Annotated in this window: 21 protein-coding genes and 1 riboswitch; of the genes, 15 read left to right on the top strand and 6 right to left on the bottom strand. The window is 45.0% G+C overall.

Translation table 11 applies throughout. The features are described from left to right. Positions 1 to 16 precede the first annotated feature (16 nt). The 4 genes from DP120_RS13740 (at position 17) to coaW (ending at position 4,020) form a co-directional block, all read left to right on the top strand. The gene (locus tag DP120_RS13740) at positions 17 to 424 is read left to right on the top strand and encodes a DUF485 domain-containing protein (RefSeq protein ID WP_233786002.1); all 408 of its coding nucleotides are present in this window, start codon (positions 17 to 19) and stop codon (positions 422 to 424) included. Next, a complete protein-coding gene (locus tag DP120_RS13735) occupies positions 421 to 1,956 on the top strand; it encodes a solute symporter family protein (protein ID WP_112224243.1) in 1,536 nt (511 codons plus the stop codon). Before DP120_RS13740 ends, DP120_RS13735 begins: the two co-directional genes overlap by 4 nt. Positions 1,957 to 2,076: 120 nt before the next feature. After that, entirely contained in the window at positions 2,077 to 3,078 is a 1,002-nt protein-coding gene (locus tag DP120_RS13730; RefSeq protein WP_112224242.1) for a S8 family peptidase, read from the top strand. A gap of 138 nt (positions 3,079 to 3,216) precedes the next feature. After that, positions 3,217 to 4,020, top strand: a complete 804-nt coding sequence (gene coaW / locus DP120_RS13725) for a type II pantothenate kinase (protein WP_112224241.1) — start codon at positions 3,217 to 3,219, stop codon at positions 4,018 to 4,020. A gap of 344 nt (positions 4,021 to 4,364) precedes the next feature. Here the strand turns inward: coaW and DP120_RS13720 are convergent, their stop codons facing one another. After that, positions 4,365 to 4,925, bottom strand: a complete 561-nt coding sequence (locus DP120_RS13720; protein ID WP_112224240.1) for a nitroreductase family protein — start codon at positions 4,923 to 4,925, stop codon at positions 4,365 to 4,367. A gap of 174 nt (positions 4,926 to 5,099) precedes the next feature. Between DP120_RS13720 and DP120_RS13715 the strand changes: the two genes are divergently transcribed. Continuing rightward, positions 5,100 to 6,494, top strand: a complete 1,395-nt coding sequence (locus tag DP120_RS13715) for a protoporphyrinogen oxidase (RefSeq protein ID WP_112224239.1) — start codon at positions 5,100 to 5,102, stop codon at positions 6,492 to 6,494. A 239-nt stretch (positions 6,495 to 6,733) separates the two neighbouring features. Here DP120_RS13715 and katA read toward each other — a convergent pair whose 3' ends face one another. Beyond that, a complete protein-coding gene (gene katA, locus DP120_RS13705; RefSeq protein ID WP_112224237.1) occupies positions 6,734 to 8,200 on the bottom strand; it encodes a catalase KatA in 1,467 nt (488 codons plus the stop codon). 180 nt (positions 8,201 to 8,380) lie between these two features. After that, positions 8,381 to 9,460, bottom strand: a complete 1,080-nt coding sequence (locus tag DP120_RS13700) for a C40 family peptidase (protein WP_112224236.1) — start codon at positions 9,458 to 9,460, stop codon at positions 8,381 to 8,383. 282 nt (positions 9,461 to 9,742) lie between these two features. Between DP120_RS13700 and DP120_RS13695 the strand changes: the two genes are divergently transcribed. The 5 genes from DP120_RS13695 to DP120_RS13675 all read left to right on the top strand — a co-directional run bounded on the left by DP120_RS13695 (position 9,743) and on the right by DP120_RS13675 (position 14,187). Next, entirely contained in the window at positions 9,743 to 10,138 is a 396-nt protein-coding gene (locus tag DP120_RS13695; protein WP_112224235.1) for a hotdog fold thioesterase, read from the top strand. Between the two features lie 463 nt (positions 10,139 to 10,601). Then, a complete protein-coding gene (locus tag DP120_RS13690) occupies positions 10,602 to 11,564 on the top strand; it encodes a hypothetical protein (RefSeq protein WP_112224234.1) in 963 nt (320 codons plus the stop codon). A gap of 185 nt (positions 11,565 to 11,749) precedes the next feature. Continuing rightward, positions 11,750 to 11,971 carry a hypothetical protein gene (locus DP120_RS13685; RefSeq protein ID WP_112224379.1) on the top strand — a complete coding sequence of 74 codons (222 nt, stop codon included), beginning with the start codon at positions 11,750 to 11,752 and terminating at the stop codon, positions 11,969 to 11,971. 14 nt (positions 11,972 to 11,985) lie between these two features. Continuing rightward, on the top strand, positions 11,986 to 13,260 hold the full coding sequence (locus DP120_RS13680) for a DUF4139 domain-containing protein (RefSeq protein ID WP_112224233.1): 1,275 nt from the start codon (positions 11,986 to 11,988) through the stop codon (positions 13,258 to 13,260). A 312-nt stretch (positions 13,261 to 13,572) separates the two neighbouring features. Further along, positions 13,573 to 14,187, top strand: coding sequence for a PH domain-containing protein (locus DP120_RS13675; RefSeq protein WP_112224232.1), 615 nt, complete (start codon positions 13,573 to 13,575; stop codon positions 14,185 to 14,187). A gap of 41 nt (positions 14,188 to 14,228) precedes the next feature. Here the strand turns inward: DP120_RS13675 and DP120_RS13670 are convergent, their stop codons facing one another. Further along, positions 14,229 to 15,485, bottom strand: a complete 1,257-nt coding sequence (locus DP120_RS13670; protein ID WP_112224231.1) for an MFS transporter — start codon at positions 15,483 to 15,485, stop codon at positions 14,229 to 14,231. A 252-nt stretch (positions 15,486 to 15,737) separates the two neighbouring features. After that, positions 15,738 to 15,839: riboswitch (purine riboswitch) on the top strand. Between the two features lie 147 nt (positions 15,840 to 15,986). Between DP120_RS13670 and DP120_RS13665 the strand changes: the two genes are divergently transcribed. Together DP120_RS13665 and DP120_RS13660 are read left to right on the top strand one after the other, a co-directional pair. Then, entirely contained in the window at positions 15,987 to 16,574 is a 588-nt protein-coding gene (locus DP120_RS13665) for a xanthine phosphoribosyltransferase (RefSeq protein ID WP_112224378.1), read from the top strand. Continuing rightward, positions 16,571 to 17,905, top strand: a complete 1,335-nt coding sequence (locus DP120_RS13660) for a nucleobase:cation symporter-2 family protein (protein ID WP_112224230.1) — start codon at positions 16,571 to 16,573, stop codon at positions 17,903 to 17,905. The genes DP120_RS13665 and DP120_RS13660 overlap by 4 nt, the downstream gene beginning before the upstream one ends. 43 nt (positions 17,906 to 17,948) lie before the next feature. Here DP120_RS13660 and DP120_RS13655 read toward each other — a convergent pair whose 3' ends face one another. After that, positions 17,949 to 18,923 carry an alpha/beta hydrolase gene (locus DP120_RS13655; RefSeq protein ID WP_240612019.1) on the bottom strand — a complete coding sequence of 325 codons (975 nt, stop codon included), beginning with the start codon at positions 18,921 to 18,923 and terminating at the stop codon, positions 17,949 to 17,951. Positions 18,924 to 19,136: 213 nt separating this feature from the next. Between DP120_RS13655 and DP120_RS13650 the strand changes: the two genes are divergently transcribed. Together DP120_RS13650 and DP120_RS13645 are read left to right on the top strand one after the other, a co-directional pair. Further along, complete coding sequence (locus tag DP120_RS13650; protein ID WP_112224229.1) at positions 19,137 to 19,862, top strand: hypothetical protein; 726 nt, start codon at positions 19,137 to 19,139, stop codon at positions 19,860 to 19,862. Positions 19,863 to 19,958: 96 nt separating this feature from the next. Continuing rightward, entirely contained in the window at positions 19,959 to 20,906 is a 948-nt protein-coding gene (locus tag DP120_RS13645) for a ring-cleaving dioxygenase (RefSeq protein ID WP_112224228.1), read from the top strand. A gap of 48 nt (positions 20,907 to 20,954) precedes the next feature. Here DP120_RS13645 and DP120_RS13640 read toward each other — a convergent pair whose 3' ends face one another. Next, the gene (locus DP120_RS13640) at positions 20,955 to 21,863 is read right to left on the bottom strand and encodes a proline dehydrogenase family protein (RefSeq protein WP_112224227.1); all 909 of its coding nucleotides are present in this window, start codon (positions 21,861 to 21,863) and stop codon (positions 20,955 to 20,957) included. 310 nt (positions 21,864 to 22,173) lie between these two features. Here DP120_RS13640 and DP120_RS13635 point away from each other — a divergent pair, with 310 nt between their 5' ends. After that, on the top strand, positions 22,174 to 23,583 hold the full coding sequence (locus DP120_RS13635; protein WP_112224226.1) for a hypothetical protein: 1,410 nt from the start codon (positions 22,174 to 22,176) through the stop codon (positions 23,581 to 23,583). The last annotated feature ends 117 nt before the right edge of the window (positions 23,584 to 23,700 follow it).

The raw sequence follows: 23,700 nt of genomic DNA, 5'->3' as shown, positions 1-23,700 counted from the left end.
TTGGAGGGAAGAATAAGTGGCAAAATCAATTACTGGAGAAGTTTTGCAAGGCCCCGTTACGAAAGAAGGAATTGAAGTAAAACCGGTTGACACGAGAGGGGCTCTAGAAGTGCCGGATTTTGAAAAAATTGAGAGATCTGAAGGGTTCAAGAACCTGATGCGCAAAAAGAAACTGTTTCTCATTCCCGCTACGGCTTTATTTTTAGGGTTATACCTGGCTTTTAATATTGTCATTTCCTATACAAACTGGCTGGATGCCCCGATTGTCGGAGATATTCCGTGGGTGTGGGTGTTTGCATTCGGATTGTTCGCTATGACGTGGATTCTTGTAACCGTTTACATGAAACAGGCGGCCCAATTCGACAAAATGGCCGAAGAAACACTGGGAGAATTTGGTTATGAAGAGAAGGAGGACATCCGATGAATGCTACGGTCATAATTATATTTTTGGTCATCGTCGCGATGACCTTGGTGATTACATACTTTGCAGCTAAAAGAACGAACTCCGCCAGCGATTTCTATACAGCCGGCGGCGGACTGACTGGTTGGCAAAACGGTATGGCAATAGCGGGAGATTACTTGTCGGCCGCGTCGTTCCTTGGTATTGCGGGGGCGATCGCCTTATTCGGTTTTGACGGATTCCTGTTTTCAATAGGTTATTTAGTGGCTTATCTTGTGGTGTTATTCGTTGTGGCTGAACCGCTGCGAAATCTCGGTAAATATACGCTGGCAGATATGATCAACGCCAGATTCAATGCTAAAAAAGTCCGTGGTGCTGCTGCACTCAGCTCGATTACAATCGTTATCTTCTATATGATTGCCCAGTTGGTGGGAGCAGGCGCGCTGATTCAGCTATTATTCGGCATCGATTATATATGGGCCGTGCTGCTTGTCGGAATCATGATGACAATTTATGTATTGTTCGGCGGCATGACTGCAACAAGCTGGGTGCAGATCATCAAAGCTGTGTTACTGATGTTAGGGACAGTCATCCTGTCGTTCCTGGTTCTAAAGAATTTCAACTTCAACATCATGGAAATGTTCACGCAAATGAAGACAGCGACACCTCATGGAGAAGCCTATTTAAAACCCGGCGTGAAATATGAAATTCCATTGGATACAATTTCGCTGATGCTGGCTTTAGTGCTCGGTACTGCAGGCCTTCCGCACATTCTGATGCGCTTCTTTACAGTCAGAGACGCAAAAACAGCGAGAAGTTCAGTTATGTGGGCAACATGGATTGTCGGTATATTCTATGTCATGACCATTTTCCTTGGATTTGGCGCTGCAGCATTTGTCGGTGCTGACTTGATTACTTCGACAAATCCTGCCGGAAACATGGCTGCTCCATTGCTTGCACAGGCCCTGGGTGGAGATGTTCTCATGTCGTTCATCTCGGCAGTGGCATTTGCCACAATCCTGGCTGTTGTAGCGGGGCTTGTGCTGACAGGAGCGTCCGCTTTTGCCCATGATATTTACGGCCAAATCATCAAAAAAGGCAAAGCGACAGAACGCCAGCAGATGCTTGCCGCGCGTTATGCTTCAGTAGGTGTGTCGGTATTCTCGATCCTCCTGGCGATTTTTGCTCAAAGCCTGAACGTAGCCTTCCTGGTTTCCTTGGCATTCTGTATTGCTGCAAGTGCCAATTTGCCGGTTATCGTCTACACGATATTCTGGAAAAAATTCAATACCGCAGGGGCGGTTTCAGCGATTCTGACCGGATTGATTTCCGCTTTGGTGCTGGTCTCGGTCAGCCCGAGTGTGTTGAGCCCGGAAGTTGGAGCGGCGATTTTTACTGGAACACCATTGTTCCCGTTGACTAACCCGGCGATCATTTCCATTCCTCTCGGCTTTATCGGAGGATTTGTCGGTACGCTCGTTTCACGTGAAATCGATGCGAAGAAATTTGCGGAAGTCAAAGTACGCGCCAATACAGGCGGTTTCAAACAATTATAATGCGAATCAACCTTATGCCGAACGGACGTGGCAGCGTCTGGATGCTGGGTGAAATGTGAATCAGACCCGGCAGCGTTATTGCCGGGTTTTATTTCTTTAAAAGCAGAAGGAGGAGTTAATATGCCGGATATTCATTTGATACCATATCGTATAGAAGAAATTTCATCGAGAGCGCCGCAGATTCCGGAAGGCGTCCGGATGATTCAGGCACCCGCCGTGTGGGAGGCAGCGAAAAAAGGAATAGGGAATGTCATCGCGATTTTGGATACAGGTTGCCAACCCGACCACCCGGATCTGAAAGACCGCATTATTGAAGGGAGAAATTTTACACCGGATTTTGACGGGGATCCATCTAATTTTGATGATAATAATGGCCACGGCACGCATGTAGCGGGTACGGCAGCCGCCTCGCATCAGGAAACCGGTGGTATAGCAGGAGTGGCTCCAGAGGCGCATTTGCTTATTTTAAAAGTGTTGAGCGGCGAAGGCAACGGCGATTATGAAGGGATTATCAAAGGCATCCATTATGCGGTGGATTGGACTGGCCCGAACGGTGAAAAGACCAGTGTCATCTCGATGTCGCTTGGCGGTCCGCAGGATATTCCGGAACTGTATGAAGCGGTGAAACGGGCAGTGGACGCAGGCATCCCAGTTGTTTGTGCCGCTGGAAACGAAGGCGACGACAGTCCGCAAACTGATGAATTCGCCTACCCTGGCGCCTATGGTGAAGTTATTCAAGTGGGAGCGGTCGATTTCAGACGCAAGATTGCCCCGTTCAGCAACACCAATAATGAGATTGATCTGGTGGCACCGGGCACTGATATCTATTCTGCATATCCCGGCAGCAAATACGCCAGTCTTTCTGGGACATCCATGGCTGCGCCTCACGTCTCAGGGGCTTTGGCGCTGATTAAGAACATCGCTGAAAATGAATTCGCCCGTGACCTGACAGAAGCGGAACTCTATGCCCAGCTGGTCCGGCGCACAGTGCCTTTAGGTTATCCGAAAACGGCCGAGGGCAACGGCTTGTTGGCGCTCGATATCCTGAGTAAATTTGAGCAATTGTTTAAGCTGTTCAACTCGTCTTATGGTATTTCGATGCAGCAAGGTTTAGACCAATAAGTTGCTGGCACCTGGCTCTGCAGCAAAACACGGGCAAGAGATTCCCATGAAATTCATTATTGTGGTAGAATTTCATCATGTGATTTACAACTAGCTGGCGTTTTGAAGGTTGAAATGCGGGAAAGAGCAGGTGCAAGTATGATTGTCGGAATAGATGCAGGAGGTACGCTGATCAAAGTGGCGTACACCGAAAATGGAACGCCCCACTTTGCCAAGTATCCAATTGCGGAAATTCAGCAAGTGGCTGCATGGGTAAACAGTTTGAGCGATGGTGACATTTGCATTACTGGAGGAAAGTCGGGTGTCCTTCTTTCTTTATTGAATAAAAAAGCGCGGGAAATGGTTGAATTCGAAGCGACTCATTTGGGTGTGCAATTCCTGCTGGAAAAAATGGGCCGCGATGATGATTCCTATTTGTTAACGAACGTGGGAACGGGAACTTCCATCCATTGTGTCGAAAACAATCAGCAGGAACGCATCGGCGGCACCGGGATTGGCGGCGGTACATTGGTCGGATTAAGCCGATTGCTGACCGGCGTGATGGATTATGAAGAAATGGTTTCTTTGGCGCGCAATGGTTCGCGTGATCGGATCGACTTGAAAGTGAAACATATCTACGAAGGAAAAACGCCGCCGATTTCCGGCGAGCTGACAGCCAGTAATTTCGGCAATAAAATCTTTGAAGTCGCGCACGAATTATCAAAAGAGGAATTGCTTGCCGCTGTCATCGGCCTGGTCGGCGAAACGGTCAGCACCGTAAGCGTGCATGCGGCGAAGCAATGCAATAATTCCACAATCATCTATATCGGCTCGTCTTTCTTCCATAATCCATTATTAAAAGAAGTAGTGGAAAGCTACACGGTTTTAAGGGGCGCCGTACCGCTGTTTCTGGAGAACGGGGAATACTCAGGAGCAGTTGGGGCAATGTCGGTGTTGAAATAAGAAGATGGCGCAGATTTTGCGCCATCTTTTTTTGATGTGCCTAGCTTGGGAAGCGTATTTTCTGTTTTTCTGACTTTTATGTGCGGAAAACGGAATTTATGTGCGCTGAGAGAAAAATATGTGCGGAGTGCCAATAATCTGCAGTTTATAACAAAAATAGGATGGAGCGATTTCCAACAACTCGCCCTCACTCAAAGTGCAGGTTCAACAGCGGATGTTTTTCGCTGCGCGAAAAACTCCAGTCCCTGAAAGGAAGGCTTCGCGTCCGCGAAGCCTTTTTCCAAAAAGAAATTTAAAAACAAAACAAAAAGGACTCTGAAAATCAGAGTCCTCCTACAAGCTGGCTATTCTGTAATAATCGTCAATTTCTCGCGAATAGCAGTCCGTTCGCGTTTTTGCGGAACCGTCTGCGGATAGCCGATCATCATTGTAGCGACAATTTTCTCGCCCGGTTGAACACCAAGCGCATCACGGAATTCCGGCTTATAAATCCAGTCGTTAGAACGCCAAATCATGCCGATTCCGCGTTCCCACGCTGCTAGCTGGAAATTCTGAAGCAAGGAAGCGACAGCGCCAAGGTCTTCATCGCGCTGTTTTTGGCGCGGGTCTTCTGAAATGACGACGACCAAGTGAAGCGGGATGTCACGGAAATACTCGGCTTTATTGAGCGCAGCCGGTGAAGGTGCGCCGTTAACTTTCGAAGCGGCGCCAAGAAACGCCTCCACAAATTTTTCTTTGCCGGCTTCTGCAAACAACAGGAAGCGCCAAGGTTCATTGACTTTATGGTTAGGAGCCCATTTGGCGATATCGAGCAGCTCGATGATTTCATCGATGTCGACCGGGTCCAGCTTGAAATTAGTGATGGATCGTCTTTCCATAATCGTTTTATCGATAGGGTTTTGCATTTACAAACTCTCCTTCATTCTCGTATTACTTTATTACCATACTATCACGTTTATGGCATGGCTTCTAACAAATGAAACCGCCTGCTAGTCGTTCACTTAGAATACAAATATCCCTGACTGCAGGTTGCCGGTTTTATTGATAAAATAGAATCAACAGTAAGGAGTGTGGTTGGCATGAAAAAAGTGGCAGTTATCGGAGGCGGCATCACGGGCCTTTCCGCTATGCATTATTTTCAGAAACTCAAGCAGCAGGAGAATTTGGATATTGAATTGGTATTGATTGAAAAAAATACAGAGCTCGGCGGCAAAATCCGCACCGTCAAAGACGGCGAATTCATCATGGAAACAGGGGCAGACTCGATTGTTGCGCGACACGGCAGTGTCTGGCCGCTGGTCGAAGAGCTGGACCTAGAGGACCGCGTGGTTTATAACGGCACCGGCATCTCTTACCTGTACACGGACAGCGGACTGCATCCGATTCCGGCGGATACGGTGTTCGGCATTCCGATGGATGAAGAAGCTTTGTTCAGTTCCACGTTGATTTCCGAACAGGGCAAGCAGGAGGCGCTGAAGGATTTCGAAACGAAGAATGAGCATTTCACCCGAGACAGTTCAATCGGTGAATTTCTCGAGAGCTTTTTGGGGAAAGAACTGGTCGAGAAGCAGATTGCACCTGTATTATCAGGCGTCTATTCGGGCAAATTGCATGATCTGACACTGGCCTCGACTTTGCCTTATCTGGCTGACTATAAAAACGAATACGGCAGCATCATAAAAGGGCTGGGCGCCAATAAAGCCAAGTTCCAAGGTGCGGCGAATAAAAAATTCCTGTCATTTGACGAGGGTATGGCGGTTCTGATCGACCGGCTGGAAGAAACGCTGACGGATGTCACGATCATGAAAGGCACCGGAATTGTGGCGGTTCAGAAAAATGGAGAAACCGTTATGCTCAGCATGGAGGATGGCGGTTCAGTAGAAGCGGATTACGTCATCTTGACGACTCCGCATCATTTGGCTCAGCAGGTTTTGAATCTGCCGGAATTAGAGCCGGAATTCAATCAATTGCACAACTCGTCTTTAATCAGCATCTACCTAGGTTTTAATATCCCAGATGCGGAACTGCCGGAGAACGGCACAGGGTTTATTGTTTCCGATAATACGGATCTCCGGTGCAACGCCTGCACGTGGACGAGCCGTAAATGGCAGCATACGTCAAAAGACAGTCATTTGCTGGTCCGCTTATTTTATAAGAGCTCGAATCCAGGGTTTGATGAATTGAAGGGGATGTCCGAACAGCAGCTGGCGGCTGTTGCACTGGAGGATATCCGCAAGAGCCTGAATCTTGCAGCGGAGCCGAAATCGGTGGAAGTCACCGGCTGGGACGGCAATATGCCGAATTATAATATGAATCATAAAGCAGCGGTTGAAGGATTGGAGCGGAAGCTGGCTGACCAGCTGCCGAATGTTCGATTGGCCGGCGCATCTTATTACGGAGTCGGCATCGGTGCGTGCATCCAGAACGGCAAGGATCTGGCGGAAGCGCTTGTTGCCGAAATGGAACGCGAATAAAAGATGGAGAGGGGATGCAGGCACGAGTGGTGCCGGCATCCTCTTTTTTTATTTATGCCCGACTTTGTACTAAATACGCCCAACTTCGGGTGAAATACGCCCAACTTTCTTCGATTTACGCCCAACTCAAGGCCAAATACGCCCAACTCCATAAATCCACCGAAAAACCGCAAAAAAAAGCCGGCCCACAAAATGGGCCGGCTGCTAATTGAGAATATTAACCATCAATTCTCAATAAATTATTTTGTTTCTGCAAGACCAGGGACAGGAAGGTTCAATCCTGCTGCTACGCGTGAACCGAATTCTGCATCCGCTTTGTACAAATGCTCGATCATGCGAAGTTTGATGTGGTCATAAGTTACAGCACTCAATCCGCCGACAAACGTGTTTACAAGGCGCTCTTGTTCTTCAGCGCTTTGCAGACGGTATAGGTCGCCTGGCTGCGTATAGAAATCTTCTTTGAAATATGGCACTGAATCAGTCACACCTGTTACTTCAAGTGGAGCTGGTTTAGCAGCTGCTGTTTCAGTTGGTCCATCAAAGCTGTTTGGCTCATAGTAAACTGAACCACCGCCGTTTTTGCCAAAGTTCATCTGGCCGTCGCGCTGGTAGTTGTTTACTTGGTTTTTCGCTGCGTTGATCGGCAGCATTTGGTGGTTGGCGCCTACGCGGTAACGGTGAGCATCGTGGTAAGCGAACAAGCGGCCTTGCAGCATTTTGTCCGGTGATACGTCGATACCAGGAACCAGTGTGCCAGGTGAGAAGGTTGCCTGCTCAACTTCTGCGAAATAGTTCTCAGGGTTGCGGTCAAGCACCATGCGGCCAACTTCGATTAACGGGTAATCTTTGTGTGACCATGTTTTTGTTACATCGAATGGGTCGAAGCGATACGTGTTCGCATCTTCCAAAGGCATGATTTGTACATACATTTTCCAAGCAGGGAAGTCGCCTTCTTCAATAGCGTTGAACAAGTCTTCTGTATGGAAATCAGGGTTTTCGCCGGCAATTTTGTCAGCTACTTCCTGTGTGATGTTCTTGATGCCTTGTTCAGTCAGGAAGTGGTACTTCACCCAATGGGATACGCCTTCAGCGTTAGTCCATTTGAATGTGTGGCTTCCGAAACCGTGCATGTGGCGAAGTGTTGCAGGAATTCCGCGGTCACCCATCAAGTAAGTAACTTGGTGCAAGGATTCAGGTGACAATGACCAGAAGTCCCACACTGCGTTAGGGTTTTTCAAATGCGTTTTTGGATCGCGTTTTTGTGTATGGATAAAGTCAGGGAATTTGATCGCGTCTTGGATAAAGAAGATCGGCGTGTTGTTTCCGACTAGATCGTAGTTTCCTTCTTCTGTGTAGAATTTCAAAGCGAATCCGCGTGGGTCGCGAACTGTATCCGCAGAACCGTTTTCACCTGCTACTGTTGAGAAGCGGGCAAACATATCTGTCTTTTTGCCGACTTCAGAAAGGAAAGCAGCTTTAGTGTATTTTGAAACGTCCTGAGTTACTTCGAAATAACCGTGTGCGCCAGCGCCTTTAGCGTGGACTACACGTTCAGGTACACGTTCTCTATTGAAATGCGCCAATTTTTCAAGCAAATGCACATCTTGCAATAGGACAGGACCACGCGCTCCGGCAGTCTGTGAGTTTTGGTTGTCTCCGACTGGGGCACCCCAGCTGGTTGTTAAACCTGTTTTGTTTGTACTCATGAATCGAACACCTCATTCTCATTTTTTTAAACTTTACTATTTAATAATAACATTTTTCAAATTAAAATCAATTCTAAATGATAATCATTATAATTAAAGAAAAGATTTTATTCACATAATCGACCATTAAAATAAAAAACCTCTCCTCCGGTTTTACGGAAGAGAGGCTGAAATTTGAAATTAATCCATTGCATAAAGACGTTTGTAGCCAGCGAAGTGCTTGCTCCAGTAACTATTGTCCAAACTTGTGATTTGGACTTTGTCGCCGCCTGCATGGATGAACTGATTGTTGCCGATATAGATGCCCATGTGGGAGATTCCCGCTCGGTATGTGTTTTCGAAGAACACTAAATCGCCGACTTGTGGGGAGCTGATGTCGTATGAACGTGAATCGTATCCAGTTGTACTGGTGCGTGGAATTTTAACGCCGGCTTGGTTATACACATAATAGATGAAGCCGCTGCAGTCGAATCCGCTGGCAGTCGAGCCGCCCCACACATAAGGGGTACCGACAAGCGATTTTGCCGTTTCCACAATTTTGCCCACTGTATCAGTTGCTGCCGGCGGAGCCGGGTTGGATACTGGTGTTGTTGAAGGTGCCACTGTGGAATTTTCAATTTTAAGGACCTGGCCAACACGAATCATGCTGGAAGTAAGGCCGTTCCAGTTCATTAACTGAGTTACAGAAATACCGTTGCGGTATGCGATTCCTGTTAATGTATCGCCGCTGACAACTTTATAGGTTCTGGCAGTTCCTGCCGCTGGAGCTGGTGCCGGAGCCGGAGCCGCTGTAACCGGCGGTTTTGGTGCAGTCACTGCAGGAGCAGAAGCAGCTGCGCTGACCATAAGTTTTTGTCCCGGATAAATCAGATGGCCGGAAATTTTATTGAGTTGCTGAATTTTGCTGACAGTTGTTTTATGTAAGGAAGCAATTTTAGATAAAGTATCGCCCGATTTTACTGTATATGTACTAGTCGCATTGCTGACTGGCTGTGAAGGAGCTGGAGCAGGCGCAGGCGCAGTAGTTGAACTGCCGGTTGCGGCGGCTGCCACTTTGAGAACCTGGTTTGGGAAAATAGCGTCAGATGAAAGGTTATTCCAGGTCTTCAAGTTAGCTACTGAAACATTATGCTGGCTGGCGATCTTCCACAGGCTGTCGCCGGATTTAATAGTATAAGTGGAACTTGCTTCTGCATCTGCAACTCCGATTAAAAGAGCCAAGGAGCCGGATGCAATTACTGAAAAGGCAATTTTATTCATAGTTTCTCTCCCTTTATATGGTAATTTTTTATAGTTAAACAGTAAAGTATACTTAGTAATTTTAGTACTCTCTATTCTATCTGTACCGAATAGAATAGGCAATACGATTTATTGTTACAATTAGATTACAAAAATGAAAAAAAGGTTTGAGAGGGTAAGGAAGGGGTAGTTGAAGTTTTTCTCTTTAATATAGAGGTGAATCAGGAAAAGTCATTGCCAATAGTTGTAATATTTGCCATGATTACATCAGAAACATGCGACTATCAAAAAGGGGGATTCACTGTGCAGATTAAACCTGTGGAAGAAACGATTGCTGGTGTTTTGGGGATTGAAATGGGAGAAATAACGGAAGATAAAGTAACAGCGACCATGCCGGTCAATTCTTCAACACATCAGCCTTTTGGCCAGCTTCATGGCGGAGCTTCCGTCGTACTTGCCGAAACGGTTGCGAGTGTAGGAACCTGGCATCTCATTGATCAGGAAAACGAAATCGCGGTAGGGCTTGAGATCAATGCCAATCACATTAGAGGAAAGTGTGACGGTATTGTTACTGCTGTTGGAACTCCTCTGCATAAAGGGCGCACGACGATGGTATGGGATATTAAAATTGTGGATGAAGAAGATAGGCTAATTTGCGTATCAAGATGTACGGTAGCAATTGTACAGAAGAAAAAGTAGTTTGTTACTTTTCTACTAATAGAAGAAATTCGAAACCTGCTGGAAATTCTCAGCAGGTTTTTCACTTGCTATTCTTTTCTTTCTTCAGCTTCAGCAATGAGTGTTTTAGGATAATAAGGAGTCAATTTAGTATCAAAAACAACATATTTATGTTTTAGTTCTTTTCTTTGTGGAATAAGAGAGTTAACATAAGAGAGAAGGATACGAATAGCAGCTACTATAAGGAAAAACTATATCAAGCTATTGATTTGGAAGTGCGGAAGAAGCAATCGGCCAATAAAATCATTCGTCTCTTCTATAACAACTTAAATAGACGGAAAACTGCCGAGAACCAGCAGAAATGATCAAAAGACTCTACTTCCCGCATTTCGGTTTATGCCGGTATGCGGGCTTTATTTGTATAATCAGCCAGTCGCCGAAGAACGAGGAGAACGGAATATTATTTGAAAAGAGAGTGGACGCAATGTTTGGTGATTTAAACGAATTAATGGAAGCGAGAGCGATTAAAGACAAGCGTTCGGTCTCGTGGAATACAATATGCGAAACAGAAAATTTATCGGAGAAATTCATCCGCGACAATGAAGCGCAGGTTAACTGGTATCTTGTTTCGGGCCATCAGCAATTGTCGGAAGAATTTATCCGTGAATTCAGTGGACGCTTATATTGGGATGAAGTGATCCGGACCCAAAAAGTCTCAGAAGCATTTATCGAGGAATTCGCAAAGGCCGAAATGTGGGAGCCGGAACTGGGGAAACTGAGTAAACGGCAAGCTAAAACGCTGGAAAATGAAGCAAGCCCGTTCAATTCTAAACAGTATTGGGAAATAGTATCCCGTAAAAAAGAATTGCTGAAGTCAAAAGGACTTTCACCTGCCTTTATCGAGCGGCACAGCGATAAACTGTCATGGCCTTCCCTGTCAGTCTGCCAGCATTTGCCGATGTCATTGATCGACCGTCATTCTGAGCAGGTGGACTGGATTGCTGTAACCCGCCACCAAATCCTGTCTGAATTATTTATTGAAAAATACCGGACCAAGGTGGAATGGGAAACGATTACGTTTCATCAGCAATTGTCCGAGCGCTTCATCAACAGGCATCACGCAAAAATGAGTTTTATTTCTGCGGAAGTAAAAAGGTCTGAGGCATTCATCTATACGCATCTGGATAAAATGGATGCAGCGTCTGTAATCGAAAATCAGGATTTTAGGACAATCAAAAATTATGGGCCGATGGATATTTATGTGATAGCCAAAAACGGCCGGAAGAAATATATTTTGCAGTTTAAAGGCCCCGACAAAAATGAGTTATTGGATTATTGCAAAGCTGATGAAGAAGAGCTGCTTGAAATCTTGCAGGAATATCAACTTGAAGAAATGATTGAAAAAGATTTTCCTGAGCTGCTGGTCGGTGAAGGAAGCCTATACTAGTATGAATTCAATTCAAGGCCGTTTAGGAACAGCAACACTGCTTCCTTAGACGGCTTTTTAATTTCTTTGAAAATTATAGTTAGAATAATCAGATATTTATGGCAATAAAATCTGAAAGTGATAAAATTCTCTTATAGGGATAATTTAAAATGAACACAGCTGAACAGAAGTTCCGGGAGGGCAATATGGGCAATCAAGTTACAATAATCGATTATACAGAACAGGGAAATTCCATTTATGTGAATTTGGAAGTGCTGGATGCAGGGCAAGATAAAATATATGCGGAAGAAGTACGGTTTCTTGATGACTTGCTTTACGGGGATCTCGTACATGCCAAAAGATCGCCATTGACGGACGGTTGCCGGGAGGAAACAATCCAATACTTGAGGAATTACTTCAATCGTTGAAATGGAGGTGCCTAATGAAATTCCAGTCAGGAAAGGACAGCAGAAAATTACTTGCACTGACAATTTATAATGATTTCGCGGCTGTCAGGGAGGTTAGAAGCCTGCAGTTTGAAACAGAAATCAATCACTTGGTCATCGGGGACCTTCCGGCTGGAATTGAAGCGGATTCCTTTTTCGTCAAAGGGGCTGCTGTCCTGGAACAGGATTACGAACGGGGCATAACAGATAAAGAGCAGTTGTTGAAAAAGTATATTGGCCGGGTAGTTACTGTGGGAAATTTGGAATCGGGCACTGAAACGAAGGTTCGTTTGCTTAAGGCTGGATTCGATTTTATAGGGAAAATTGAAGGTACCGATGAAATCTTTGTTAACCCTGGTGGACATATTATTCTGCCATCAAAAGGCGTCGAAATTCAAATCGATCCTGCAATATCCTGCCGCATCGAAACTTTGCATGAAGATACAGATGTCGGCTTGCACTATCTGGTTTCAGGCCTCAATTGGGAAGCGAACTATACTGCTGAACTTTTGGATGAAGAAATGATATTGAATGGCTGGATAAAAATTACAAACTATGCCGGAGGAGATTTTGAAAACTGCCAAATAAGAGCGGTTGCCGGTATTTTGAAAAGATCCGGTGAAGGGGTTCCCCTCATGGAGAACAGCCGGTTCAATGCAAAAGACCCCTCCGGAGAGCTGAAACCATATGGCTTTTCTGAAGGAAATGTCTACGAACTGGACGGAACGTTCTCGATTGCAGAAGGCGGATTTAAACAGGTCCGATTTCTCCATAATCAGCATGCTGCTTTTCAAAAAACATACAGAATTGAAGATCGGCAAGAGAATGCATCAATACAGCTTCAGTTAGGAAATGCCACTGATCCGGGATTGAATATTCCGCTTCCACAAGGAATCATAAAATTTTATGGGCATGGCGGGAATGGAGAGTTGGAATTTCTCGGAGAAGATGAAATCAGCCATATGTCAGCCAAGGAGAAAATTGTAGTAACGATTGGCAAAACTTTCGACTTAACCAATAAGTCATTTGAAAAGAGCCGGAAAGTTACAGGCGGTTCAGAGTACGTTACTTTCGTCTACAGAATTAAAAACAGCAAGCAGAAAAATGTTGCTGTACTTGTCGATCATTTAGTCAGCGACCCTATATGGGAAATGGAATCCTCGACCCATGATTATGAAGTAAAAGCTTCGCGTACTTTGGAATTTCATGTGAGAATGGGTGCCGGAAAAACAGTTGAGCTTGAGTTCACTTATAAGGCGAAGAGGCGATAAGTAAAAAATGCAAATTAAAATTAGCTGTTTGTGAAAGCTGCTGACTGTCTTGCCAAAGTAACCAGGGAACGGGCGGCATAACGGTCCGAACATACAACAGGTTTCTGAGTATGTGAATTCTATTATTGCGCCAATGGAGTGATATAAAAATCAATTGAAAAAGCTGTTCCAATAATCCTTAAGCGGATTTGCGGAACAGCTTTTTTCTTAATAATAATTTACAGATTAGATGACAGGTTGAGTGTAGCTAAATCAGGAGTGTTTGATAAAATGAAGCTATAAGTGTTCTCAATAGAAGAAGGGGGAAATGAAATGTTCAAGAAAATGGCGTCAGACGCTTTGGGTTTAAGTGATGTCGGAAAAATAATCGACCCTAAAGATTTCGATAAAACGGATTCGGATGATTATGTCATGCATGAAGATCAGGAAAAGATATATTTCCTTATCAAAACAAGAGCGGATGAATATTGTTTTACGAATCTTGCTTTAATCCATGTAGACGGGGAAAGCGCGGTATCTTCGAAAAGAACGTTAAAACGCTATCCTTATTCAAGACATCCGATTTCCGATGTTTTTTTGGAGACCGCTGGGAAAATAGATATCGATGTAGAGATTACTTTCAAATTGGGAGCTGAACAATTTCAGATCGACGTTCAGAAAAGCCAGATTGAACAATTGAAGGATTTGTATAAATCTTTATTGCGCATTGCGGAAATGACATACGAAAATGGTATTGTAATTGATATGGCCAACCAAAGCCTCGATAAAGCGGCAGGAATTCTTCAAAGTTCCCGTCCTTCAAACGTGGCGCTTGACGAACAGTATTCAAAACTGACGGATTTCGGATTTACCTGGCTGACTTCTGTCAGAAATCAGTATCATGTGAAAGATTTCGGGGACGTATTTGAAAAGTATATTAATAATTAAACAGAAAGCACCGGACCCCGAAGGGGCCGGTGCTTTTCTGTTTACTCCTCACTCAACTTCCGTCTGCCAAAGATAAAGTAGTAATAAGTGGACGAAATGATATACAAGCCGGCTGTAATCGAGAATGCATAGGCGTAGCCCCAATACGAACCGAAAGCAATGACCAGACCAGCCGCAACCGGGCCCATGGTAGCCCAGCCTACATTGAAGACCATCTGGTTCACGGAATTCGCAAGCCCTTTGTATTTATCGTGCACCACTTCCATTGCAACAGCGCTTTGGATGGGATTACCTGCATTCATCAATGCCTGGCGCAGTAAAAACCCTAAAGAAGCCAAAAATAGAGAAGTGGTATACGCGGTTAGGATCAGAAATGGAATCGACAGGACCTGAAAAATGATTAAAGCTTTTACTTTGCCTACCCGCCGGACGAGCATCGGACCAATCAGCATGGCGACAGCGGTCATGGCAGAACCGAGTGAAAGCACCAGGCCGATATAGGCATTGGAAGCATCAAAGCGGTTCGCAAAATAAAGATTCAGATAGGGCACAACCAAACCGGAGCCGAGGCCGATCAGCAGGCTGGCGAATGAGAAGTGGAAAATAACGATCAAATTGCGTTTTAATCCGGGATCATCAGGTTCGATATCAATTCGGGTTTCCACTTTTTCGGAAGGTTCCGGTACTTTATTGTTCAACTTGAATAAAGGCAATAGCCCTGCTGTGAAAAGGGTTGCGCCAAAAAGCAGCGACCAGCGGATGGCTTCGACCGCCGGCATCGACAGATAGACCTGGAAAACGTCGGATACGACACCTCCAAGCAGGCTGCCCACAACATTTGCGGCCGTCATCAAAGCAAAATAGATGCTGAACATATGTACCCGCTCAGAAGATCTTGAGTTCTCGGCGAGAAGCGGCACACCGGATACTTGGACGAATGCCATGAAAAGACCGGTGAAAAAAGCGGCAGTAACAAGAGGGGATTCAAGAACCGCGAAGCTTCGATAGTATAAAGTGGCGGCGCCGAACAAAGCACCGGCAATGATAATCCATTTGCGTCCGATTTTATCGCTCAGGAAACCTGCTGGAATCAGCATGATGGCAGAAGCCAGAGCTGTCATCGAAATCACTTTGCCGTTAACGGTTTCGGGCATGCCAAGTTCTTTTATATAGAGGTTATACATCACCATGAAAACGCCCAGCCCGATTTGGATCAGGACATTGGCGAGCATAAACAGTTTAACATTTCGATTAAAGGAAAGGACTTTAATCTTCCAGTCCATAAACCAGGATTTCATATAATACACTCTTTTCTGAGGAATGTTATTTCGCCTCTCTAAATATATAGTCAGATTTAAATAAAATCAATCAATTCCGACTTTTTTCATTTAAAAAGGTTGGGAATAAGTCGTCCATCCTGTTTAAGTGAAGCTGTCCTGAATTTCCTTTAATGATTAAACTTGTTAAGAATTCAGTGATGATCTAATGTCTGAAAATTTTTACATTTCATACGCCTCTTGATTGATCATTTCCACGTGCTATAATTGGACCATTCTAAAAGAATATTCACTCATATAATAGCGGGGATATGGCCTGCGAGTTTCTACCGGTTTACCGTAAATAAACCGACTATGAGAAGCAACGAAACGATGGACTATGCCCTTTTTGGCGCATATTTCTTTGCGTTTCCTTTCGAATTTAGCTCGAAGGACATTGCTCCGCTCATGGTTATGAATGGATGCACGGTTCTGAGGGCTATTTTTTATGCCCTTGGCCGTGACGAAAGGGGAACCAGCGATATGAAGCAGTTACAGGAGAAAATAGTATCAGAAGGAAGAGTGTTATCGGAATCGGTACTGAAAGTGGATTCTTTCCTCAATCACCAAATCGACCCGGTGCTGATGGATGCAATCGGAGAAGAATTTGCATCACGCTTTGCAGGATCCGGCGTCACAAAAATACTGACGATTGAATCTTCAGGGATTGCGCCCGCTATGATGGCTGGGCTGAAAATGGGGGTTAAGCCTGTCTTTGCCCGCAAGAGCAAATCACTTACTTTGACGGACCATTTATATACGGCAAGCGTCCATTCGTTTACAAAAAACGTGACCAGTGAGATTGCGGTTTCAAAGGATTTTCTGGATAAAGACGACGTGGTCCTCATCCTGGATGATTTTCTGGCAAATGGACAGGCGGTTCTTGGGCTATTGGAAATTATTGAACAGGCTGGCGCATCACTTGCTGGTGTCGGCATCGTCATTGAAAAGGGTTTCCAGCCAGGCGGGAAAACGATCCGCGAACGCGGAATCCGTGTGGAAACGCTGGCGAACATCAAGACAATGGAAAATGGCAAAGTAGAGTTTTTTGAGGAGGCGACTGTCCGATGAAAAAATTATTAGGCGAATCCGCTTTAGGGCTGCAGCATGTACTGGCGATGTATGCCGGAGCCGTATTGGTTCCGTTGATAGTCGGAGGGGCACTGGGCCTCAACTCTGAACAATTGACGTACTTGGTCTCAATCGATATTTTACTGTGCGGGATTGCAACACTTCTGCAGATTGTCAGCAACCGCTTTTTCGGTATCGGACTGCCGGTCGTGCTCGGCTGTACGTTTACAGCCGTTGGACCGATGATTGCCATCGGAGGCGAATTCGGGATTTCCGTGATTTATGGAGCGATTATAGCTTCTGGTCTATTTGTTGTCTTGATCAGCAGTGTCTTTGGCAGTCTTGTGCGTTTCTTTCCGCCGATTGTCACAGGTTCTGTCGTAACGATTATCGGGATTACGTTAATCCCTGTAGCCATCAATAATATGGGCGGCGGACAGGGGGGAGCCGATTTCGGTTCCACAGCTAATATTTCATTGGCATTCGGCACGTTGCTGTTTATCATTTTGCTTTATAAATTTTCGACCGGCTTCGTCAGAGCCATTTCGATTTTGCTCGGACTTGTTGGTGGAACGTTCGTTGCCGGATTTATGGGGTTGGTCAATTTTGCGCCAATCGCCGAAGCTTCGTATTTTCACATGGTCAAACCGTTTTATTTCGGCATGCCGACCTTCGAATGGTCCGCCATTCTGACAATGACTTTGGTGGCGATGGTGTCGCTGGTTGAATCGACGGGCGTCTATTTCGCATTGAGCGATATCACGAAAAAGAAATTGGAACAAAGGGATTTGGCGAAAGGCTACCGGGCGGAAGGCTTGGCCATAGTGATGGGCGGCATTTTTAATGCTTTCCCTTACACGGCATTTTCTCAGAATGTCGGGCTGATTCAAATGTCGGGAGTCAAATCTAGAAAAATAATTTTCATCGCTGCGATGATGCTCATCACACTTGGCTTTGTGCCGAAAATTGCAGCTATGACGACCATCATCCCGACAGCTGTCCTTGGAGGTGCTATGCTGGCAATGTTCGGCATGGTCATTTCCCAAGGGATAAAAATGCTGGGTAAAGTGATGGGTGAATCCACGGAAAACTCCATGATTGTTGCCTGTTCGGTTGGTATTGGGCTAGGGGTGACGGTTGTTCCTGAAATTTTTGCATTGGTGCCGCCAAGCTTTCAGATCTTGACGAGCAATGGCATAGTCGCAGGCAGTATAACGGCGATTGTATTGAATATCGTTTTTAATATGATTCCGGCGGGACGCAAAGCGAAAGTGGATGCGCCAAGCCCGAAATCGGCAGCAGCATCTGAAAAATTATTGAGCCAGAACTAGAAAAGACTCCAAATGAGCGATTTTCCGCTCGTTTGGAGTCTTTTTATCTGCTGTTAATTGAGAGGAAATTTAAAGTTTTGCTCAAAGTTTCCTGTGCATCAAGTGTGTCTAGCGCATACTGGAACTCGTGCTGCAGATTCTTTTCCGAACCCTCAAAGAACATCGTTTCTACCGCTATCCCTTGTGATCGGATTGCTTTTGCAAGTTCGACTGATTGCGGAGCCAGTGGATCACCATCTCCCACTGAAATGAACGTATCCGGGAAATACGGCGTAACGTGCCGGACCGTAGACAGCTCTTCCAAATCGATGAAGCTTTCGAATGCAGCGGTTCCTGTATAGTTATTCAAAAAGTAATCGATATTGGGAAATCCGGTATCACTGACTGTGGCCATATTGTATAAACCGCAAAACAATATAGCGCCGCGCAACTTTTCCGGATCGATGGCCGGCATAATTTCCATTCTATCTGCCAACCCACTATTGGAGATAACCGCGCTGAGCTGGCTTGCAATTTGCGCACCGGCAGAATCGCCGCCAATAAATACACGATTCATGTCGCCGCCAAAATCAGCGGCATGCTTCTGGAGATATTCCAGCGCGGCGTTGGCCTGGAAAATTGGTCCGGGATAAAGCTGTTCAGGGGCAAGGCTGTAATCCATATTGGCTACGAGATAGCCGTCATGGGCAAGCGTCATCGCATAATCACGCCGGCTGTCTTTTGATCCGCCAACATAGCCGCCTCCGTGAATCCACAAAATCACCGGTACCGGTTCATCGAGGGTTGCGGGAATATAAAGGTCGAGAAGCGCGCCTGAATCCTCTTCGTAAATAAGGTCAGAAATTACAGTGACTTCCGCCCGCACTTCTTCTATATGAGGAGGCGGGACAAAGACTGCCGACCCGGCTGGCTCTCTGGAAGCGACAGCATCTTTTGGCGTCACCATGTCTTCCAGAGAAAAAAACGCCAGCAGTGCCAACACGATGAGCAGTGGAAAAATCCATATTCTATTTAACATAAAGTTAGCTGGTTTTTTCATGAAGCACATCCCAACGTCATGATCTGTTGATTCCTGGCTAGTAAGTTCATCCTATCTGTAATGATTGTAATAAAGAAAGAGACTAACTGCCTAAAAATTGTAATATACCCAAATCGGTGTTCTTTTTGCAAAGAAGGGGTAAATAAATAGGTGATGCTTAATTGGTGATTAGTCAGCGATAGGGGGCTTTATATGTTCGGTTTCAGAGATTTATTGTCGTTGATAATTTCTGCCTTCATCATCCTCCCGGTTGTCGTGTTCCTTCGCGAGATGGGATACGTTATCGTGAGCATGCTGCTCGGTGTAAAAAATCCCCGGCTGACGGTTGGGTCCGGACCAAGAGTCGTCAAAATCGGCATGTTTGATATTCGGAAATATTATCACCTTTACAGTTGGTTTTCCTACGATTCTTTGAAAAGGGAAGGTAAATTCGCCTATATTATGTTATATGCAGGCCCGATTCTAATGAACGTAATAGTGGCATTGGTCATCAACGCCATGCTGGCGAATGATATGCTCGAAGAATATAGGACATTCTGGAATCGATTTATCTTCTATGCATTCTATTATGTCCTATTTGATGTTGTTCCCATGAAAACAGCCAATGGTATGCCAAATAACGGATTGATCATCTATGAAATGCTGCGCTATGGCAAACGGACCGATTATAATGAAGAGCCTTTCATCCCTGGTACTTCCGATGTGGAGGAGCAGTATCAGGAAGAAATGGAGAAAATAGAGGAAGTAAAAGAACACCAAAAAGATATGGCTGAAGAACATGCGGACAATAAAAAGGAAGAAAAACAGCGGAAAGCAGAAATCGAAAAAGATAAACAGAAGGAGATAGAAGAATTAGAGGAAGCTGGTGAACACGAACAAGCTAAGAAGAAAAAGCATGATAAAAACAAACCGGAATAACAAAAGTCTATACTGCAATGTCGACTGCCTGTGATTCGAGATAGCTACTTGGTATGATGATAGACGGAAAGCGTTAAGAAAAGGAGCGGATAGTTAATGGCGAATAAAATTTCAGGAATTCACCACATCACCGCCATTGTTGGCGATGCGCAGCAAAACGTGGATTTCTATGCAGGTGTTTTAGGATTGCGCCTGACGAAAAAAACAATCAATTTTGATGATCCGGGAACTTATCATCTCTATTTCGGCAATAGTGAAGGGGCACCGGGAACAATTATGACCTTTTTCCCTTGGGGCAATGCCTACCGCGGAAGGGTCGGAGACGGACAGGTCGGGGTGACAGCGTTTGCTGTGCCGCCGAACAGCCTGGAGTTTTGGAAGAAGCGCCTAACTAAATTCGGGATCCCTTTTATCGAAAATGAAAAATTCAACGAGAAATATATAGGATTTGAAGACCCGCATGGACTGCTTCTGGAATTGGTGGAACGGTCCGAAGGGGAAAACAGTTCTTGGGATTTCGGTGAAATTACGGGAGAAACAGCCATCAAGGGATTTGCCGGAGCTCTTCTTTTTTCAGCCAATGCCGAAAAAACATGGGAATTGCTGGAGTCGGTTATGGGCCTCGAAAAAGTTGGCGAAGAGGGCAATATCATCCGCTTTAAGTCGACGGCGGAAATTGGCAATATCATAGATGTCATGACGGAGCGGCAAGGAACCGGGCAAATGGGAGTTGGCACAGTTCATCACATTGCCTGGCGGGCTGAAGACGATGCGGACCAGCTCGATTGGAAGGAAAAGATTGAAAACTGGAGGCTCGGTGTAACTCCAGTGCAGGATCGGAATTATTTCAATTCCATTTACTTCCGTGAGTACGGAGACATCCTCTTTGAAATTGCCACCGATCCACCAGGATTCGCAGTCGATGAACCGGTCGAATCATTGGGGCAGGAACTTAAGCTGCCGCCGCAATACGAACAATACCGCAAACGGCTGTCGCAGGAACTGCCGCCACTGCGCGTTAGAACCTTGGACGAGGATAAATAAAAGGAGACGCGGATTTTGTCCACGTCTCCTTTTTATGATTTATTCCATTTATTTCGATACAATGCCGCGCAGAGCAAGGTTGATGTTCTGCGGACGTTCCGCTAAACGTCTCATGAAGTAGGCATACCAGTCCTGGCCGAAAGGTACATAAGTCGTGAAAGCGAAACCTTCAGCAGCCAATTCCTTCTGCATTTCCGTACGGAAACCGTAAAGCATCTGGAATTCGAAACGGTCGTGAGGGATATTGTTTTCTGCTACGAATTTCTTCACTTCATTGATGATATTATGATCATGGGTGGCGATGGAAGTAAACGCTTTCCCGCGAAGGCGGAGCTTGATCAATTTCAGGAAGTTTTCATCGATGTCCTGCTTGCTTTGCAGCGAAACATCCGGAATTTCTTTGTATGCACCTTTTACCAGACGCAGACGTACGTCCTTCAGATGGTCAAGGTCTTTTTCTGAGCGATACAGATAAGCTTGTATAACGGTTCCGACATTCGGATAGCTATCCCGGAGCGCAAACAAGATATCAAGTGTCTGCTGCAAGTGGGCGTAATCTTCCATATCCAGATTGATGAAGATGTCGTAATTTGCAGCCGCTTCTGCAATCTCACGGATATTGTCCAGACAGAAACCATAATCGACATCAAGGCCGATCTGTGTAAGTTTTATCGACATATGGGCGTTGACACCATGTTGTTGAATAGCTTCGATTGTGTGCAATATGTTTTCTTTGGCAACAGTCGCTTCTTCTCTGCTGTAAACGAATTCGCCGAGATTGTCGATTGTTGCACTGATTCCCATGCTATTCAATTCTTTAACCGATTTCATTACACTATCAATATCGGTTCCGGCTACCATTTTGCCGGCTCCTAGTTTTAAGCCCCATTTTTTTGCACCGCTGTTCAATAATTGGTTTTTGGACAAAGCAATAAAAAAGTCTCTAGTTACACCCACGTTATTTCCTCCTATACTATCAAACGACTTAATTTATCTTGAAAAACTAGCCCTTCGGTTAAGAATTGAATACAGCTTTTTTCATCGGGAATTCATGAAGAAAATCCAGAGGAACGCTGTGCGCCCGTATCCCAGATATATTATAATTGATTGTTTGAAGTCAGCATATCATTAAATATTATAGAATTAAAACTATTCCTATTAAAAAAATTAATTTTATGTCTTTTTTTAGACCTGTAAACTTTTCATTGTGCTTTACAGGTGTAGAATAGAGGATAACTTTGGATTAAACCGGAAAGGAAGAGGGACTATGAAAGGTATTGCAGTAAAAGGTTTTACCTTTTCGGTATCGATTTATGCATTGCTTCATTTCATCACTTATTTCTATTTTAATGGAACTTTGTTCAATATATTGTCTGTCCTGGGATTAATGACTTTGATTTTCGGACTGATTCTTCTGCCGCTCAATAAAATGTATTTGCCAATTTTCCTGTCCACCATTGCGGTCGGCGTTATGCTGTTTACAGAGGGCTCTCTGGCAGATGGTCTGGCTGAAGGTTTTTTGCAGATGCGCAGCCTGATTTCGCTATTACTAATTGTGCCGATGATCAGCTGGGTGTTGAACGAAGAACCTTATATTGATGAAATAATGAGTTATGGCCATAAATTTCTTAATGAAAGCCGGAAATTCTACCTCGGGTTAACGGGGATGACGCAAATCATTTCCCATTTCCTCCTGTTTGGAGCGGTTCCAATGATGTACAGTTTCATTGATTCGTTCTTGAAAGAGCAAAAAAGCGAGGCGTGGGAGCAATTTAAAGGCACTGCTATTTTGCGTGGCTTTGCTTTGTCCACACTATGGGTCATCAGCATCCCGAGCTTTATTTTTGCTGTGGAGGCTTTAGGCGCCACTTTGTGGAAGTCAGTTTTACTGGGCTTTGCTGCAGCTGCTGGAGGAAGTCTGCTTGGCGCGTTTTTTGCCTATTGGCAGGAAAAAAGAGATGGGGAAGACTTTTCGGCGGTTCTGCGCACTGAAATTGGCAAAGCGATCAAAAACTCGCGGAACACAGGCAAATGGAACCGGGATGTAGCGGAATTCGCTTTCTTGTTTGTATCTCTGTTCGGTACAATTTTTTTCATTCACGAAGTATGGAATATCGATTTTCTTGTAGTGATTCCACTTGTCATCCTGTTTTGGACATTGCTTTATTTCCTGCTTAAAAAGCGGGTGGGGAATTATGTGGCAGATGGCAAAAAGTATTTCTCAAACGGGATTTCCAGGCAGGCGCAGCAGTTCAGTATCCTGTTGTCTGCTGGATTGATGATTTACGCGTTGAATAAATCAGGCACAGGCGCATACGTTATTGATGTCATGGATTACATCACAGAACTCGTTCCTTTTCTGAATATTTTATTGCTGCTTCCGTTCATCCTGATTATTCTCGGGTTTATCGGATTGGGTCCATTGCCGGTCATTGTACTGGTGACGGGGATTCTGGAAGGGGCGGTTTTGCCATATCCACCTGAATTGATCGTACTTGCGGTAACTTCAGGCAGTGTTATTTCCATCATCCTGTCGCCCTTTGTCATGCCGGTCATTATATTGAGCAGCTTGAACGGCTTGAGCGGCATCCGCAACGGCATCCGTTTCAATTTAAAATATGCCATCGCCTTCTATATAATGGTTCAACTGTTTATCCAGACAAGCATTCTTTTATAAAGCGATTATCCACCTTTTAGAGGGTGGATTTTCTTTAGTCAAATATTATAAGTAGCCGAGATGTATACGGTTTGATAGGCTATATATAACTTTAGCCGAAGGTGAGTGGAAATCGGC

This window comes from Planococcus halotolerans (assembly GCF_003289955.1).
Lineage (GTDB): Bacteria > Bacillota > Bacilli > Bacillales_A > Planococcaceae > Planococcus > Planococcus halotolerans.
Note: the sequence above shows the minus strand (reverse complement) of the source record. Positions and strands in the feature narration are given on the sequence as shown.